Below are 15,651 nucleotides of genomic sequence, written 5' to 3'. Positions count from 1 at the left end.
TCCCTGCTTCCCCTGCTCCTATTATCTAACGTGACTTAAACATTTTTGAGTGGAAAATAAGCCTTCAAATACGCCCCCACATTAAGATGCGTTTATAGGGGAAAAAGAACGGACGCTCATCTTCTAGCAACTCGAACAGTTTCTGCTGATAACGTTCTACAAATCGTTCATAGGTTTGGGCATCTAGCTGCGATTCATATGCCGTTAGCAGTGTCCCACGATACCACTCTACTACGGCTTCTCGTGAAGGCAGCACATGTCCATAAATCTGAAGCTTTACTTCCTGCTTCACAAACCCCAATTTATAAAGCAGTTTGGCGTATGTTTCTGGAGAAAGTACCTCTAAACGTCGCACATATCCTCCCAATTCTTGACTAAATTCCTTTGCAGTCTCAACTGCTATCTTATGCACTGGCTCATTATCCATCATTGGTATTTGTATAGCAAGCTGTCCACCAGGTTGTAACTTGCCCCGCAATTTCTCAAATAACGCCTCATGTTCCGTCAACCACTGCAATGCCGCATTAGAAAATATCACATCAAACTTCCCATCTCCTGGGTTTTCCTCAATTTTTCCTTGCTCAAACCGTAGTCCGTTACCTTCAAACTGACGAGCCTTTTGCAGCATTTTCTCAGAAGCATCTATCCCCAAAGTCTCCTGTGCTGCTAGAGTGTCGTGCAGATACTTCGTTAACTTTCCGGTTCCACATCCTAAATCGATAACTCGTAAGTTTTCTTGCCGATGTACCATGTTTACCAAGTCGTAGAACGGACGACTTCTTTCGGACTCAAATCGTTCGTATAGTTCTGGATTCCATTTATCTGGCATCTCTTTATAACTCCTAATTCGTAATTTGTAAGCCGTATTTTTTGATGTAAACGACAAAAAACGATATCGTCAGAAATTGTAGGTTGAAATTTGCTTAAGATACGCACCCAATACTTCGACGCCGCTCAGTACAAGTGCCCTATGACTAACTACTTTCGCTCCAATGTTAATGCAATGGCTAGCTACATTCCCGGTGAGCAGCCCCAACGCGGTACACAGATAATTAAACTCAACAGCAACGAGAACCCCTATCCTCCTTCCCCTGCGGCACTAGCTGTATTGCAGAATATCGATGGCGAGTGGCTGCGCCGATATCCAGAACCTTTCGGCGGGGAATTCCGGCAAGCTGCAAGTAAAGTTTTAGGAGTTCCTAGTGATTGGATCATTGTCGGAAATGGCAGTGACGAATTGTTGAGCGTGATAATTCGAGCCTGTGCAGAACCTGGGAAGAAGGTAGTTTATCCGATGCCAACTTACGTGCTATATCGCACATTAACAGAAATGCAAGCTGCGGAAATTATTGAGATTCCCTACAGCGAGGACTACAGTTTACCCTTGGAAGAACTGGTTGCTGTCGATGGTTCTGTGACATTCATTGCGTCGCCTAATAGTCCATCGGGGCATGTGGTAGCAACAAATGATCTACGAAAATTAGCCAGCCAGTTATCTGGAGTTTTAGTGATTGACGAAGCATATGTAGATTTTACCGAAGAGAATGCATTGGCTTTGGTAAAGGAATACGAAAACGTCATCGTAATTCGCACACTTTCTAAAGGGTACTCGTTGGCAGGATTGCGGCTGGGCTTTGGGGTGGCGAATCCCAAACTGTTGCAGGGGTTGTTTAAGGTGAAGGATAGCTATAACATTGATGCGATCGCTTGTGCAATTGGCTCTGCTGCGATCACCGATCAAGCTTATAAAAATGCTTGTGTGGCAAAAATTAAAGCATCACGGACTAAGCTAGCAACAGACTTAAAACAATTACGTTTTTATCTTTGGGATTCCCAAACTAACTTTTTATTGGCACAGCCAAGAGAAGGAAACGCAGAATATCTCTATCAAAAACTGAAGGAACGGGGAATTTTAATCCGCTACTTCAAGCAACCTGGACTAGATGATAAATTACGCATTACTGTTGGCACCGATGAGCAAAATCAGGCTTTAGTGGAGGCACTAATTTATTTGTTAGAGACTGGGGATAAGGAAAATGGGGAGGAGAGAATCTAAAACCTCGGCTACGCCTTGAATTCTGACTTCTCTGCTTCTGATAAATTGCTTGTTGCAAAAAGTTTACTTTCTGAGCGCTGCACAGCATATATATAGTGTGGTATGTCGCGCCAGAGTTTCTCTTGAACAACCTTGAGGCCATTCTTTTGGGCTACACGCCGGGAGGGAATGTTTTCTGGACGAATCAGGGAAATGACGCGATCGCAACCCAGCCCGTTAAAGGCGTAGTCCTGGCAAGCATATGCGGCTTCAGTTGCGTAACCGTGCATTTGTTGGTCACGGCGGACATGGTAACCAATTTCGAGTTCTTGGTGTCCCTCGACCTCCTGCCAAATTAGTCCGCAGTCGCCGATTACCTCGCCTGTCGCCTTGAGAACCATCGCCCACAAGCCTACGCCGTGCTGTGCGTAGTTGCGGTGCTGCCGGTCAATCCACTTTTGCACCATCTCGCAATCAAACGGTTTTGGATAGTAGCGCATCGACTCTGCATCACCGAGGACAAGCAGTAGCGCGTCGAGGTCAGAAAGCATCATTTCCCGCAATAGTAAGCGATCACTTTCCAATATCATGAGAGTTCAATCCAATCTAAGTACAGCATTTGATTAATTCGTAACGAATTAAATTTGGCAATACCCTGCAATGCCAATGCATCGGCTTATATTGTTAATGCATCGGTTTGCAATGCTAATGCATCGGCTTGAATTGTTAATGCGTCGGCTTGCATTGTTAATGTATCCCGATACAATGCCAATGCATTCCTTTGAAATGTTAATGGTTCCCATGCATTAAAAACGCTACGCTTCTACGCAAAACTGTATTAAGCCCAGTTGCGTACTACAACAATCTTGAACCTACTTTCACCAGACAAATCGTAGTCTAAAGAGCCGTAGTGTTGCAAAGCCCAGTCTTGCAAATCTTGAATTGCACGGGCAAAGATATCATCTGGGATGTGCCAGGTATTGCGGTAAACCTTGTTTCTATAATATTCAAGCAATTTACCCACAGTCAGTTCAGATTGCCATTTGGCTGCAACCACTGTTTCTAAATTTGCTCCTTGTTCGTGCAACTCACCTAAAACTTCTTCTTCTGTTGCACCATAGCCAGGTAAAGGGTAATCATAGCTAGCAATAATATCTTGCCAACGTTGCTGAAAATCAAATCTACCCTGATTCACATCTTCATTAACTTTGCTGAAATTCATATTACCGTGAGTGTAGAGGTAAATTCCTCCTGGCTTGAGGACGCGGCGAATTTCTGCTAATGCTTGCTTCCAAGCAGAAACCAAGTGAAACACATGAACTGTCAACGCCACATCAAAAGAGTTATCAGCAAATGGTAGAGAAGTTGCATCTCCCTTGATTGCTGTAAGTTGGTGAGACACACCCTCTAGCTTTTGATGCAACTCAGCTAGCATTTTTTCAGAGATATCGACACCAGTGTAAGAATAGCCTCTTTTTGCGATCGGGACAGCAATTCTACCAGTGCCAATACCTGTTTCATAGAATTTGGTTTCCGCTGTTGGTGAAACCAAGTTGATGATAAAATCAGTGATTTGCTCGGAGATTCCAGACGGTAGTCCCCGTGTTGCATCGTAGATATCAGAAACGCGATCAAATGAAATGGTTGCAGTCATTTATCTTTTATCCTTTCGTGATGATTATTGACAAAGGCAAATCCAGTGAGATGATTAAGAAAATTGCACTTTACCAAGTTTTTTTAGAGCAAAGAATAATGAACTAATATGTAATGTTTGCAGCAATATACCATTATCAATATTTTTTATTAGCTTTTCTATAGGCAATAAAACTACAGCAATTTGTTCTGTAACGTCTAACTTTAAATCAGTTACACGTTCTACATCTGTTGCTAAAAAACAATGGGTTAAATTGGTATGATTAGCTGGGTTTGGTGATAAGATACCAGTTTCACTAAAATTATTGCTAGTGTAACCAGTCTCTTCTAATAACTCGCGTTTTGCTGCTGTTAGTGGGGAAATATCTTCTACCTCTACAGCACCACTAGGCAATTCTAGAATTGTTTTTCTCAGACCGTGGCGATATTGCTTTACTAAAAGCACTTCCTGATTTTTGGTTAAAGCTACAACATTTACCCATGTTGGATATTCCAGAACATAATAGGGGTCAACTATTGTTCCGTTAGGCATTTGGCAAGTATCAGATCGGACTGAAATCCATTTATCTTTTACTAAATGCCTAGATTTTAATACAATCCAATCAAATGAATGTACCATATTTAAAATAATTCGTATGGTCTGGTAAAAAAAGCAGCTACAGTTTCAATAAACTTTTTTTCTTCTAAATAACCAAGATTGCTACGGTCATGCTCATGTAATCCTCCCATAACTTCAACTGATTTATCAAATTTTTGGGCAATAATCTGGGCAGTTTCTATAGCTTCTCTACTCCTTCACCAAAACTTCTCGCAGCACAACTGTTAAATCCTGCAATGCACGTTCGCCATCGCCGACAAAAGTTCTACCGTGCATTGTCGCCAGTGTATCCGGCTTGAATGCTGCCAACTCTTTGAGAATGCGTTGGCGCAGCCCGCCGCAGGCATCGGTATGTGTTGTGTATGGTATGTAATTGGGAAAAGGACTGGCTTCATAATTGACGATTGTTTGACGGAACCGTTCAATCACATCAGACTCAGTTAATGGCAAGCCATTCATTTAGCGATCCACATTCGTCAGTTTCAAAATGGCTAAAGCTAATCCAGCGAATTTGTGATGGGTCAATGATCTTTGCCAGTGCATCACGTACCAGTGAAAACATTCCCTTTAGACCCGTATGAAACAATAATGGTTCTTCGTCCTTCACTAGAAACTGGATGAATTGCATATCTATTTTTGGGTCATAGGTTGAGATGCAATAGATATCTGGGGCAATTTCGGTAATGCTAGTCATAGTTTTTAAATTCACACTGGCAATAATGAAACATGTGCTGAAACCACCTTCCATCCTTCGGTAAACCTGTACCAAGTCTGGCTTTGTCGCCCGAAACGTTCTACACCATTAATATTGCGGCGAAACTCTAAAGTCACTGTTGCTGCATCTTTCCCAAAGGTTACAACCTTGAGATTCGAGATTTCTCGCTCTATTTTCGGGCTTGGACGAGAGGCGCGAAAGTTACGAATTTCGTCGCTGCCATAGAGGTTTTCTGTGATCCCAAAACGCACCACTTCTGACGCATCCCAAAACAAGCTATCCATCACTTCCAAATTATTATTACAAAGGGCTTCTTCATACTTGAGGTAAAAATCAGTAACTTCAGTTACAACAGTAGGATCATTTACACTAGTCATATCGTTTCGCTCTAATTGGTAATTGTTAATTCGTAACACGTAATTGCACCCCGCGCATAAATAGGCTTACTTGAATCAGCAAGGCACGTATTTTTTTGTTCTTCATCAATGAATAGGGGGCTATCATACCTGAATTAACGTGAGTTCGACGAACTAAAAAACAGCAGGTAAGTGTTTGGGATAGATATCAAGTGAGGGTTTTGTAGGCAAATAAATATAGGCAATTATCATTGTTATTTCGGCGACCGCATTTGTTATTTCGGCGACCGCATTTGCCATTTCGGCGACTACATTTGTTATTTCGGCGACCGCATTTGCCATTTCGGCGATTACATTTGCTATTTCGGCGACCGCATTTGCCATTTCGGCGACCGCATTTGTTATTTCGGCGACCGCATTTGTTATTTCGGCGACCGCATTTCCCGGATTTCTCGCCCTGTTATCAAGAAGCCAAAGGTGTTAGGCCCGCCCTGCAAAATCTCTTTGGCAAAAATCGACCCTAAAGCTAAGTAAAATCCGCACACACAGCAGACCAAAGCTGAACCAATCAAGACTGATCGAATTGGCAAAAATTCAAAGGCATAGTTAAAACTAATTTTCAATTCTTCTAAAGGTTTGTGCGTAAAAATGACGGTTATTTTGGATGTCAGTTGCATTCCCAAAAGGGCAATAATTACAGCAACGTAACTGATAATATCGAGCATAAAACAAAGCCCCGATCCCACCGCCGCAATTAACAAGCCCGCGTAGCTTGCTTCCTCATAGGGGTATGCAGACTTGCTACCGCTACGCTAAGGTAATTAGTAATTAAGAAAGTCAATTTTAATCTGGGTTTCTAGGTCTGCATCTGTAGCTTGATTTGGGATAATTGCTATTACATAAAGTATTCTAAAATTCCCCAATGCCCAAAGCCCGATCCCCAATTTAACTTTTAATTTTCAGCGATTTAACAAAACCTTCGGCACTAAGTAACGCAATCCCCAATGTGACAATACCAATCCCCACGCTCTGAATCACGTTTAAAGTTTCGCTAATCGTTACCCATGCAACTAGTGCCGTCAATGCTGGACTGCTAGAGCCAATTATGGAGGCGGTAGATGCGCCAATCATCCGAATCCCCACATTGTTTAGAGTGTGTCCGATAAAACTGACTAGACCCGAAAATATGCTGCCAATCCATAGAGGTGTCCAGTCAAGTTGGGCGCTCTTAGCTGGCCAGAATAGTAAGCTAACACCGGAGAGCAGTAGAGTACAGGCAAAACTGATCCAGGTAAAGGGAACTGGATGGAATTTTTCCAAACATTTTTGAGCAATGATGCAATAAAAAGCGTAAACGATCCCAGCACTAACACTAGCGAAAATGCCGATCGCAATGGTATGACTGCTGTAGGTGGCAGAAGATTGGGGAATGGTGAGAGCGCTTCCTACCAGAATAATCCCCATCACAAGCCAACGGAACAATGTGGGGCGATCGCCAAAAAACCTCCAGGACAGCAACGCTGTAAATACGGGATAGGTGAAGAACAGGGTCAAAGCAATGCCTGTGGGAATCAAGCCAATAGCAATGTAGAGTGAGGCAATATACACAAACATCAGTACCCCACAGCCAAGAGCTTGGATTAGAATATCCCTGCGTTCATGTAGTGCGCCGGAGGCATCGCGATTGAATAAGTCTTTTAATTCTTTAAGAGCAGATGGATATAGCTTGAATGATACAGATGCCATGAGTGGAACCACCAGCAGCATTCGCATAAACATCAGCAAGAATGAATTCTGCAAATCCGGTTTAACGTATCCACCGAGTAAAAATAAACCGAGTACGAGATGTTCTGAAAACAAAACTCGGACAGTAACGTTGTGAAACGTTAAAACAAAGGAGGATAGTAGAACCGTTAGGATACCCAACACTATAAAAAGTTTCCCTAGAGACGACCTGATTGTATTGTTAAAACCTAACAAACTAAATGAAATTTGAGGAAATCAAAGCCGTCGCTTCAAAAACACTGCCACCCTCTTGGTAGTGGTGCGGTTGAAAGTAAAATTGTCAAGTCGTTAATTTACGTATAAAAGGTAACAGTAAATTCTGGTTAAAAAATAACGCAGAAATTATCTTGCATCAACGCTAACAATGAATAGCTGTAAGTTGGGATAATTTTAGCAATTCTATTTTTAATTTGTTTATTAAACCCAAAATTATTGATAAATTTTATACTTAAATTTCTTATTTAATTGATTTTATAGTGTAATTGATACTAAGTATCAAAAACTTATTGCAGATATTTTTGGAAATAATCGTCAAGTGACTTGCTAATAATCTTTTTGAGATATCTTATCAAGATGAATTCCCCTATAAATCAGTCTTTTTTATGCAAATAAGCGCTTGGTATTTTTCAAAGCTTTTAATAATTAACGGAAGTTGCTACATTATTGTGGGAGTTAGGAGCATTAATATAAGAAACAAGCTTTAACAAAAATATGGCTACTGAAAACCTTCTGCTCTCCGCCCTGCCCTCCGATCTGTACAAGCAGATCAAAAACAATATGGAGCAGGTCGAGCTTTCATACGGCTCGATACTCAACCGACCCGGCGAAACTATTAAAGATGTCTACTTCCCTCTCACCTGCCTGATCTCGGTCACTATCACGATGATGGATGGCATAACGGTTGAAGCCGGAGTGGTCGGAAGCCGCGAGATGGTAGGGATCAACGCCTTCATGGGCGGTCGGGAGACGACGCAGACTGAGTACATCGTCCAGGTTCCAGGCCTTGCGGTGAAAATGAAAGCACATTTGCTGCTCCACGAATTCGACACCAATAAGTCGCTGCGCGACGTGATGCTGAAATACACGCAGGCTTATATGGCGCAACTCTCGCAGAACGTTGCCTGCAACCGCGTTCATAGTATAAAACAACGCATGGCCCGCTGGCTGCTCGAATCCAGTGACCGTCTCGACTCGGATGAACTATTCCTGTCGCATGAGTTCCTCTCCCATATGCTGGGCGTGCGCCGCGCTGGTGTCAGCGAGACCGCCAGTCACCTACAACAAAAAGGTCTCATCCAATACAGCCGAAATAAAATCAAAACCATTGATCGGCAGGGGCTAGAAGAGACCTCCTGCGAGTGTTATGGGGTAATCAAAGACGAATACGACCGCCTGCTAAGGTTTAACCTAAAAAGATAACGGATAAACCCCTTCTACCTTTTGCTAACCGGGTGGGGTGTCGAAACAGCCGTCTGGCCCTGTGTCTAGATGCAAATCTCATCAAAATTACCCAATATCATCCAGCCGGACAGAATAGACTCTAGTAGACAGAACTTAGATGATTCAAGGGAATTAGCAAACAGAGTACCAGACAGCGATGATTGCGGGAGCAACGCGATTTTGTGATGTTGAACTTTAAACGAGTGTTCACGTAGTGTGCCGCAGGTATCGCTAAAACACTTGTTTGCATACAAGGAAATATTTAATATAGATTGGGGAATAAATATTAGTGTGAAAAGAATTGAACGCCTAACTTATCTGTTTGGTCAGATTGGTATTAATCTGCGTCAGTCGAAAATATTAAATCAGGGACAGGGCAACACATCTAGTACTAATATCCTCAAAGATCAACGAGTTGTCATCGCTGTAGATGGAGGGCGAACTAAAATTAGGTTTAATAAAAAAGGCAGACGTAATTCTAAAACAAATCGTCACGGCTTTGTTGGTGAATGGATGGAGCCAAAGTTGCTCACATATGTGGTAAATGAACAGGGTCAGAAGATTAGAACTTCCGAGATACCTATTATCAATGATGGCACGTATTCTGGTCATCAAGAATTTCTCATATTTTTAATTCTTTCCTTGCGCCTAGCAGAGCTTGATAAAATTTATACATCATATTTATATTTTTCAGTTTTTTGTTTGACTCGATACTAAATAGTAGATTTTTCTTGTTACCAAATTACTTGGCGAAAATCTTTTTGAGATAACTGATCAAGATTAGTTAGCGTGTTTTTTATGAGATTTCACGTCAATTAAATAACTAAGTAATTAAATATGTGTTTTGGCGATACCTGCGGCACACTGCGTGAACGCTCGTTTAAAGTCTGACATCACAAAATCGCGTTGCTCCCTTAGAAATGTCAGCAACTAGTTTGATCTCAGGATTTAAGTGATTCAGGTAGACGCCCTCTGCGAGTATTAAAGACTCATTTACAAGTATCAAAGACTCATTCACGAGTATCAAAGACTCATTCACGAGTATTAAAGACTCGTCAGCGAGTATTAAAGACTCGTCAGCGAGTATTAAAGACTCATTCACGAGTATTAAAGACTCGTCAGCGAGTATAAAACACTCGTTGGCGAGTATCAAACACTCGTCGGCGAGTATCAAAGACTCGTTGGCGAGTATCAAACACTCGTCGGCGAGTATCAAAGACTCATCCTCTATTCCCCATGCCCAATGCCCCATGCCCAAGTATTACGCAGTCACAGCCTCACGTCGGTTGTACCCAGAAGCGTCTCCCTTGATAGCTTCACTTTGTTTACCATCGATGCCGACTGGGAGGTCACCAACAATTGTGACTCGTTGAACGTGGCGGGGCTGGTCGCCGTAATCTGCGATCGCATAATGTTGAGTAGCCCGGTTATCCCAAAAGGCAACGTCACCAACTTGCCAACGCCACCGGACTGTGTTCTCAGGACGTGTTACATACGCTTGCAACAGTCGAAGAATATCATCTGATTCAATTGTTGATAAGCCACGGAACTGACGCACAAATCCGCCGATGAATAGCCCCCGCTCCCCAGATTCGGGATGGATGCGTACAACTGGATGCAGAGTCTCGTATACAGTCGAGGTGAAGACAGCCCGGTAAGCCTTGGCATCTTCAGGTAGGTCGAATGCAGTTGCATAGTCGAATTTGTTGCTGTGTACTGCCCAAAGTTGGTCTGCGAGATTACGCAGATGGGTAGGTAAATCTTGGTAGGCAGTTACAGAGTTTGCCCAGATTGTGTCGCCACCAGTCGGGGGAATGTCAAGCGCTCGTAAGATAGAGCCGAGAGGAGGACGGTCTACAAATGTCACATCGGTATGCCAGCTATTGGCGCGGGAAGTGGTGCGGCCATAATTCAGGTCTAAGACTTCGGGATTTTCTGGCAGCGCTGGTACAGTGGGATGGGCTGTAGTGACTTCACCGAAACGACGAGCGAAGGCGACCTGTCCATTAGCATCAAGTTGTTGCTGACCACGGAAAAAGATCACTTTGTATTTGACTAGAGTCTTGCGAATATCGCTGATGATGTCATCGCTAAGGTTAGAACTCAGATTAACACCGATGATTTCAGCACCGATACGTCCTGCAACTGGTTTGATATCAAAGTATTGAGAAGCCATATTTTTTATCTCCAAGAAGTTTATGTTTAGGACTAGCCTTTTTAAGGTGGGTGAAAATTTGGATCAAAAAACTCCTCTTTAACCTCTTAACTCTGTGTTCTCTGTGCCTCTGTGGTTAAATAAAAATTTTTTAACCGCAGAGACGCAAAGGGCGCAGAGAGAAAAAAGAGATTTTACAAGTCACCTTGCAAAGATTAATGTTTTTATTTAGATAGTCAGCAGTCATTCAATTTTGGATTTTAGATTTCGGCTTACTTCGACTTCTCTACGAGACGCTGCGCGAACGCTCAGTACAAGTCGCTCAGTCGAAGGATTTTAGATTTTTTCTTCAATCCATAATTTAAAATTGGCAATATCTGCTGACTTCTGACTCCTTTGAACTGCTAAACACCAGGGGTAGATCCGCCATCAACGATAATCTCTGTTCCTGTAATCGATGCAGCAAGATCAGACACTAAAAATAACGCCAGCGCGGCAATTTCTTCTGGCTGGGCGATTCTTTTTAAAGGAATACTTTGGATGTTTTGTGCCTTCACTTCCTCGACGGTGATCCCTTGTGCTTGGGCATTCTGCCGAGCTAAAGTCTCGGCACGCTCAGTAGCTGTAGCACCAGGCGATATGGCATTAATGCGAATCTTATACTCAGCCAACTCTTTAGAAATGCCCTTTGTGAAGTTGAGCAGAGCCGCATTACTTGTGCCACCAGCTAGGAAGTTAGGACGAGGTGTCCGTCCTGCACCGCCAACTATATTGACAATCCGCCCATCACCCCGACTTTTTTGATGGGGGACGACGGCTCTAACTAGGCGGATATAGCCCAATAATTTTAAGTTCCAAGCATCCAAAAATAAATCATCAGTTGATTCCAGGAAAGACCCAGCACGGGCTGAACCTGCATTATTAATCAAGATATCAATCTGACCAAACTGGGCCAAGGTGGTTGAAACAACTTTCTCAACATCCTCTGCTTTTGTTAGATCAGTGCTGATGGAAATAACTTTCGCCCCTAGTGTAGGTAGAGACTGGATGTCAGCTACTGCATTTTCTAGTCTTTCTTGATTTCGGGCTGCGATCGCTACATTGTGTTGGCACGTCGTCAATCACCAGATGGAACAGAGATTTGGTTGAATTGGGCTGTCTGGTCTTTTGTAGAGAAATGCTACGTTGGATATGTTCAAGCAACAATTACTGTAGATAATAGTGCAATCATTGGATATGTGTTTTTCCCTAATTCATGGGGAAAAGGTTATGCACGCGAAGCGGTGAAGTGGATGATTAATTATTTAGTTGAGACATACCAAAATCTTAATTTTTGCGCTGACGTTAATGTTCAAAATCACCGTTCTATTGCTTTATTGCATAATCTGGGATTTGTCCGCTCGACATTTTTTGAAAATATTCAGTCTAACGAAGATGAATTTAACCACGAAGTACAGTATCAAAAACGCTGATAGATAATTAAATTCAGATTAGATGAATTTCAAAGTGTTTTACATTTTTTAACACCAAGTCTGCACAACATGACCCTTCAACTGTTGTCCTAACCAAGGTGTATTTTGTGAAAGTGTATAAAGACTTTTCCGTTCGACTTTCCAGATTTTCTGGGGATCAAATAAAGTAAGTTCCGCTAGTTGATGAGGTTTGATCGCACTGACTTTCTGCCCCAAACACTCTGCTGGACTACTACTCAATGCCCGCCATAATTCTAAAGCTGTAAATTCCTCAGTTTCAACAAGATATTGCCACAGCAAAGGTAATGCTAACTCTAAACCAATTGCCCCGGCCGGTGCTTCGGCAAAAGCTTGGACTTTTTCTTCGTAGCTGTAGGGTGTGTGATCAATAGCGATCGCATCTATCACACCCGCACGCACCCCTGCACGCAACGCCACAACATCACTGGGATTACCTAAAGGCGGGTCTAAATGCAAGCTAGTGTTATAACTCTTAACTGCTTTTGTATCAAGTAAAAGGTGCATCCAGGTGGTGCTGGCGGTGATGGGTAAACCAGCAGCCTTGGCTGAGGCGATTAATTCCACGCTGCGTGATGTGGAGACACGCATGATATGAACTGGTGTACCGATGGCTGCAACTAATTCAAGCATTGCTGCAATCGCAGTAGTTTCAGCGCTGGCGGGTATTGGGGGTAAACCGAAACGCAGAGCATCTGGCCCTTCTCTGATTACACCATTTGCTGCTAATTGGCGATCGCTAGGCCAAAATGCTACTCGTTTACCCAACGGCTGGACATACTCTAACACTCCCCGCAGCAGCGCCAAATTTTCTAAGGGCTTACCATCGCTAAAACCAACAACTCCAGCAGACGCTAAATCTGCCAATTCTGTCATTTGCTTCCCAGCAATATTTAGGGTGATAGCACCCCAGATATGAAGCAAGGGGAGAGGAGAAGCAGAAGCAGCCAAATTAATTTTCTCCTTCTCCCTTATGTTTCCATGTCTTTTTTGCTGCAACTGTGCCACAAGCGCAGGGTTATCAATAACTGGGGATGTATCGGGCAAAATGCTAACTCTGGTAAAGCCACCAGCCGCAGCAGCTTGTAAAAGAGATAACAGGGTTTCCCGTTCTTCAAACCCTGGTTCACCAGAGTGGCTGTACAAATCCACTAACCCAGGCCCGAGAACTAATCCCTGACAATCTCTAATTTGAGTATCAGAATTGATTTCAGAAATGTGCGAAGCCACTGCTTGAATATAACCATCAGCAATCAACACATCAAAGAGTTCGTCGATTTCAGAAACTGGGTCGATTACCCGTACTTGTTGCAGCAGTTCAGTCATAAAAGTTTTTAGTTATGAGTTATATAGCGGTTCTCGTTTATATGCAATACACTCTGACCTCACTTCCATTCCTCTGCCCTTTTAGGCTACCGTGTACATACAAGTCGGAAAACCTCATCCACATTGGCTTGAATCTCGTTGGGTGCGTTATGGACATTAGTCCTAACGCACCTAATATCTGGGATAGTGCCCTACCCTCAGCAATAACACACCCGACAAAACTAGGATTTTAAGGCTTTCAATCTTACTCCCCTACGCTACAAGGGTTGGGGCTGTTCTTATTAGGTCTGTATTGGACTTAACCCAGAAACGCTATAAGTTATTTGTTCCTCAGTAATTGCTTCTAACTTTATTCCTCACTCCTGTACAGACGCGATTAATCGCGTCTCTCCTAACTCCTGTACAAACGCGATTAATCGCGTCTCTCCTTTTTTACAATGCCCCAGCTGCTGTTTTATCTAGTACCCCTCCACCCAAGTGAGTAGTGATATTCATCGCTTGCAGTACTGGTAAACTATCTATTCCACAAGGGTAGTCGATAACACTGACTGCGCCATTACCCTGGCGAAAATTCCAGAAATTTTCCAGCGATAAACCCAGAATGTGACAAAGCAAGGTTTTATTAGTAGCGTCATGAGCTACTACTAATACAGTTTTGAGTTGATTAGTTAATGCTGCTTGCACAATTGATTCCCAAGCTGCTACGCTGCGTTCCCACACCTGTTGCAAATTTTCCCCTTCAGGCATTTGCACTTGGGTCGGCACTAACCGCCAGCGTTGCAACTCTCCCGGAAACTCTTGCTCTATCTCTGCTTCTAATTTTCCTTCCCAGAGTCCGTGGCTGATTTCTCTTAAACCATTTTGCAATTCTAACTTTAGATTAGGATGGTGTTTTAAAATAATCTCTGCTGTTTCTTTGGGGCGCAGCATTGAGCTACTTACAGCAAAATCAATCGCTACCTCTTGGAGAAATTCGCCTGCTTTTTGCGATTGTTGTCTACCGTTGTCGTTGAGGGGGACATCAATTTGTCCTTGAAATCTGGTTTGGCGATTCCAGTCGGTTTCGCCGTGACGCACTAATAATAACCGTATTCCTTGATGATCCGGTCGCAATGAGGGTAGAGATTCTCCGGTGTGTTGCGTCTGATTTAAGGATTCTAGCTGGACTGGTTCCCCCAATCCTCCAGCAAAATTTAGTACGGTGATGCCACAGTTAGATTGCTGTATTGAATGGTAGCGACTTGCAGGGATGGATAGCGCTGTGCTAATCAGGGCACGATTAATGCCGTTATGTCCCACTATGAGAATAGTTTCGCCTTGATGGTGGGACGACAAAATTACTTGCCAAAACTGCCGTGCTTGTTCGTATAAAGCAGGAACAGGAAAATGTTCTCTTGTTCCTTGTGCATCATTCAGCAGCATCCGCAGTTCGTCAGGGCGTTGATGCCAAGTGCGGTAGTCTTCGGCAAACTTTTGCTTGACTTCGGCACTGAGCAGTCCTTCCCATAAAGGCAAGTCGATTTCCAGCAGCAAATCAGAAACTTGGAGTACAGCAGACTGTTCACGATGAGTAGCTAACTCACTATGAATAATATCTGCTGTGTGTTTCGCTCGTTGCAGCGGACTGCTGTAAATCGCATTAAATAAAATATTACTGAGGGCTTTGCCAACAATACTTGCATCGTTACGACCTTTTTCGGTTAATGTTGACGCATCAGTGCGCCCCTGAATACGCCGCTCGGTGTTATAACCGCTTTGACCGTGGCGCACAATGATGACACGAGTCATCTCAAAGCCCTCCTCTATCTAGACGATTAATTCTACTGCAAAATGATTGGAGAATTATCGACTTGGAAGGCGGATTTAGTAAGGTGCAACACTTTATACTTGTATAAAAGGTAGGATGAGCAACAAAAACCGCCGTTGTGTTAACGATGCTTCCTAACAAAACTGTTTTTATCTAAACATAAATATTCGCTCTAACTCTAATACAGCAAGGCGTCAATCAGCTACCATCTCAATTAACAAGGGGATTTTGCCCCTTGTTAAAGATAGGTAAACTTTCACCACAATGTACTAGCTTTGTTCCATTCTGAAG

Annotated in this window: 18 protein-coding genes and 2 pseudogenes; 5 read left to right on the top strand and 15 right to left on the bottom strand. The window is 43.0% G+C overall.

What is annotated here, in order from left to right; all coding sequences use genetic code 11:
- Nucleotides 1-64 precede the first annotated feature (64 nt).
- Complete coding sequence (locus tag V7K40_RS21570) at nucleotides 65-829, bottom strand: methyltransferase domain-containing protein (RefSeq protein ID WP_334963242.1); 765 nt, start codon at nucleotides 827-829, stop codon at nucleotides 65-67.
- A 141-nt stretch (nucleotides 830-970) separates the two neighbouring features.
- Between V7K40_RS21570 and hisC the strand changes: the two genes are divergently transcribed.
- Nucleotides 971-2,056, top strand: a complete 1,086-nt coding sequence (hisC, locus tag V7K40_RS21565) for a histidinol-phosphate transaminase (RefSeq protein WP_334963240.1) — start codon at nucleotides 971-973, stop codon at nucleotides 2,054-2,056.
- Nucleotides 2,057-2,064: 8 nt separating this feature from the next.
- Here the strand turns inward: hisC and V7K40_RS21560 are convergent, their stop codons facing one another.
- The 9 genes from V7K40_RS21560 to V7K40_RS21520 form a co-directional block, all read right to left on the bottom strand.
- Nucleotides 2,065-2,625, bottom strand: a complete 561-nt coding sequence (locus tag V7K40_RS21560) for a GNAT family N-acetyltransferase (RefSeq protein WP_334963238.1) — start codon at nucleotides 2,623-2,625, stop codon at nucleotides 2,065-2,067.
- 248 nt (nucleotides 2,626-2,873) lie between these two features.
- The gene (locus V7K40_RS21555; RefSeq protein WP_334963236.1) at nucleotides 2,874-3,689 is read right to left on the bottom strand and encodes a class I SAM-dependent methyltransferase; all 816 of its coding nucleotides are present in this window, start codon (nucleotides 3,687-3,689) and stop codon (nucleotides 2,874-2,876) included.
- 54 nt (nucleotides 3,690-3,743) lie between these two features.
- Nucleotides 3,744-4,220 (bottom strand): NUDIX hydrolase, encoded by a 477-nt coding sequence (locus tag V7K40_RS21550; protein WP_334963234.1) that lies wholly within the window; start codon nucleotides 4,218-4,220, stop codon nucleotides 3,744-3,746.
- Between the two features lie 255 nt (nucleotides 4,221-4,475).
- The gene (locus tag V7K40_RS21545; protein WP_334963232.1) at nucleotides 4,476-4,745 is read right to left on the bottom strand and encodes a hypothetical protein; all 270 of its coding nucleotides are present in this window, start codon (nucleotides 4,743-4,745) and stop codon (nucleotides 4,476-4,478) included.
- The gene (locus V7K40_RS21540; RefSeq protein ID WP_334963230.1) at nucleotides 4,723-4,980 is read right to left on the bottom strand and encodes a hypothetical protein; all 258 of its coding nucleotides are present in this window, start codon (nucleotides 4,978-4,980) and stop codon (nucleotides 4,723-4,725) included. The genes V7K40_RS21545 and V7K40_RS21540 overlap by 23 nt, the downstream gene beginning before the upstream one ends.
- Nucleotides 4,981-4,991: 11 nt before the next feature.
- Complete coding sequence (gene hpxZ / locus V7K40_RS21535; protein WP_334963228.1) at nucleotides 4,992-5,378, bottom strand: oxalurate catabolism protein HpxZ; 387 nt, start codon at nucleotides 5,376-5,378, stop codon at nucleotides 4,992-4,994.
- A 153-nt stretch (nucleotides 5,379-5,531) separates the two neighbouring features.
- Nucleotides 5,532-5,741: a hypothetical protein gene (locus tag V7K40_RS21530; protein WP_334963226.1), complete on the bottom strand. Its 210-nt coding sequence runs from the start codon at nucleotides 5,739-5,741 to the stop codon at nucleotides 5,532-5,534.
- A gap of 38 nt (nucleotides 5,742-5,779) precedes the next feature.
- On the bottom strand, nucleotides 5,780-6,118 hold the full coding sequence (locus V7K40_RS21525) for an MFS transporter (protein WP_334963224.1): 339 nt from the start codon (nucleotides 6,116-6,118) through the stop codon (nucleotides 5,780-5,782).
- A 184-nt stretch (nucleotides 6,119-6,302) separates the two neighbouring features.
- Nucleotides 6,303-7,286 carry a DMT family transporter gene (locus tag V7K40_RS21520; RefSeq protein WP_334963222.1) on the bottom strand — a complete coding sequence of 328 codons (984 nt, stop codon included), beginning with the start codon at nucleotides 7,284-7,286 and terminating at the stop codon, nucleotides 6,303-6,305.
- A gap of 63 nt (nucleotides 7,287-7,349) precedes the next feature.
- On the opposite strand from V7K40_RS21520, the pseudogene V7K40_RS21515 reads away from it, so the two are divergent.
- The 3 genes and pseudogenes from V7K40_RS21515 to V7K40_RS21505 all read left to right on the top strand — a co-directional run.
- A pseudogene (locus V7K40_RS21515) lies at nucleotides 7,350-7,594 on the top strand (hypothetical protein); the annotation flags it as partial.
- Nucleotides 7,595-7,853: 259 nt separating this feature from the next.
- A complete protein-coding gene (locus tag V7K40_RS21510) occupies nucleotides 7,854-8,561 on the top strand; it encodes a Crp/Fnr family transcriptional regulator (RefSeq protein WP_334963220.1) in 708 nt (235 codons plus the stop codon).
- A gap of 282 nt (nucleotides 8,562-8,843) precedes the next feature.
- A pseudogene (locus tag V7K40_RS21505) lies at nucleotides 8,844-9,239 on the top strand (ISLre2 family transposase); the annotation flags it as partial.
- Between the two features lie 223 nt (nucleotides 9,240-9,462).
- Here V7K40_RS21505 and V7K40_RS21500 read toward each other — a convergent pair.
- The 3 genes from V7K40_RS21500 to V7K40_RS21490 form a co-directional block, all read right to left on the bottom strand.
- Nucleotides 9,463-9,834: a hypothetical protein gene (locus V7K40_RS21500; RefSeq protein WP_334963218.1), complete on the bottom strand. Its 372-nt coding sequence runs from the start codon at nucleotides 9,832-9,834 to the stop codon at nucleotides 9,463-9,465.
- Nucleotides 9,835-9,843: 9 nt separating this feature from the next.
- Nucleotides 9,844-10,758: a TauD/TfdA family dioxygenase gene (locus V7K40_RS21495; protein ID WP_334963216.1), complete on the bottom strand. Its 915-nt coding sequence runs from the start codon at nucleotides 10,756-10,758 to the stop codon at nucleotides 9,844-9,846.
- A 383-nt stretch (nucleotides 10,759-11,141) separates the two neighbouring features.
- Complete coding sequence (locus V7K40_RS21490) at nucleotides 11,142-11,858, bottom strand: SDR family oxidoreductase (RefSeq protein WP_334963214.1); 717 nt, start codon at nucleotides 11,856-11,858, stop codon at nucleotides 11,142-11,144.
- Between V7K40_RS21490 and V7K40_RS21485 the strand changes: the two genes are divergently transcribed.
- Nucleotides 11,844-12,209: a GNAT family N-acetyltransferase gene (locus V7K40_RS21485; protein ID WP_334963212.1), complete on the top strand. Its 366-nt coding sequence runs from the start codon at nucleotides 11,844-11,846 to the stop codon at nucleotides 12,207-12,209. The two genes, V7K40_RS21490 and V7K40_RS21485, sit on opposite strands and share 15 nt — an antisense overlap.
- Before the next feature lie 48 nt (nucleotides 12,210-12,257).
- On the opposite strand, the gene V7K40_RS21480 is transcribed toward V7K40_RS21485, so the two are convergent.
- Together V7K40_RS21480 and V7K40_RS21475 are read right to left on the bottom strand one after the other, a co-directional pair.
- Nucleotides 12,258-13,553, bottom strand: a complete 1,296-nt coding sequence (locus tag V7K40_RS21480) for a dihydroorotase (RefSeq protein ID WP_334963211.1) — start codon at nucleotides 13,551-13,553, stop codon at nucleotides 12,258-12,260.
- A gap of 432 nt (nucleotides 13,554-13,985) precedes the next feature.
- The gene (locus tag V7K40_RS21475; protein ID WP_334963210.1) at nucleotides 13,986-15,341 is read right to left on the bottom strand and encodes a histidine phosphatase family protein; all 1,356 of its coding nucleotides are present in this window, start codon (nucleotides 15,339-15,341) and stop codon (nucleotides 13,986-13,988) included.
- Nucleotides 15,342-15,651 lie beyond the last annotated feature (310 nt).

It is taken from the genome of Nostoc sp., from assembly GCF_036917195.1.
Classification (GTDB): domain Bacteria; phylum Cyanobacteriota; class Cyanobacteriia; order Cyanobacteriales; family Nostocaceae; genus Nostoc.
The sequence above is the reverse complement of the archived record's forward strand: the minus strand, read 5'-3'. Positions and strand labels throughout refer to the sequence as shown.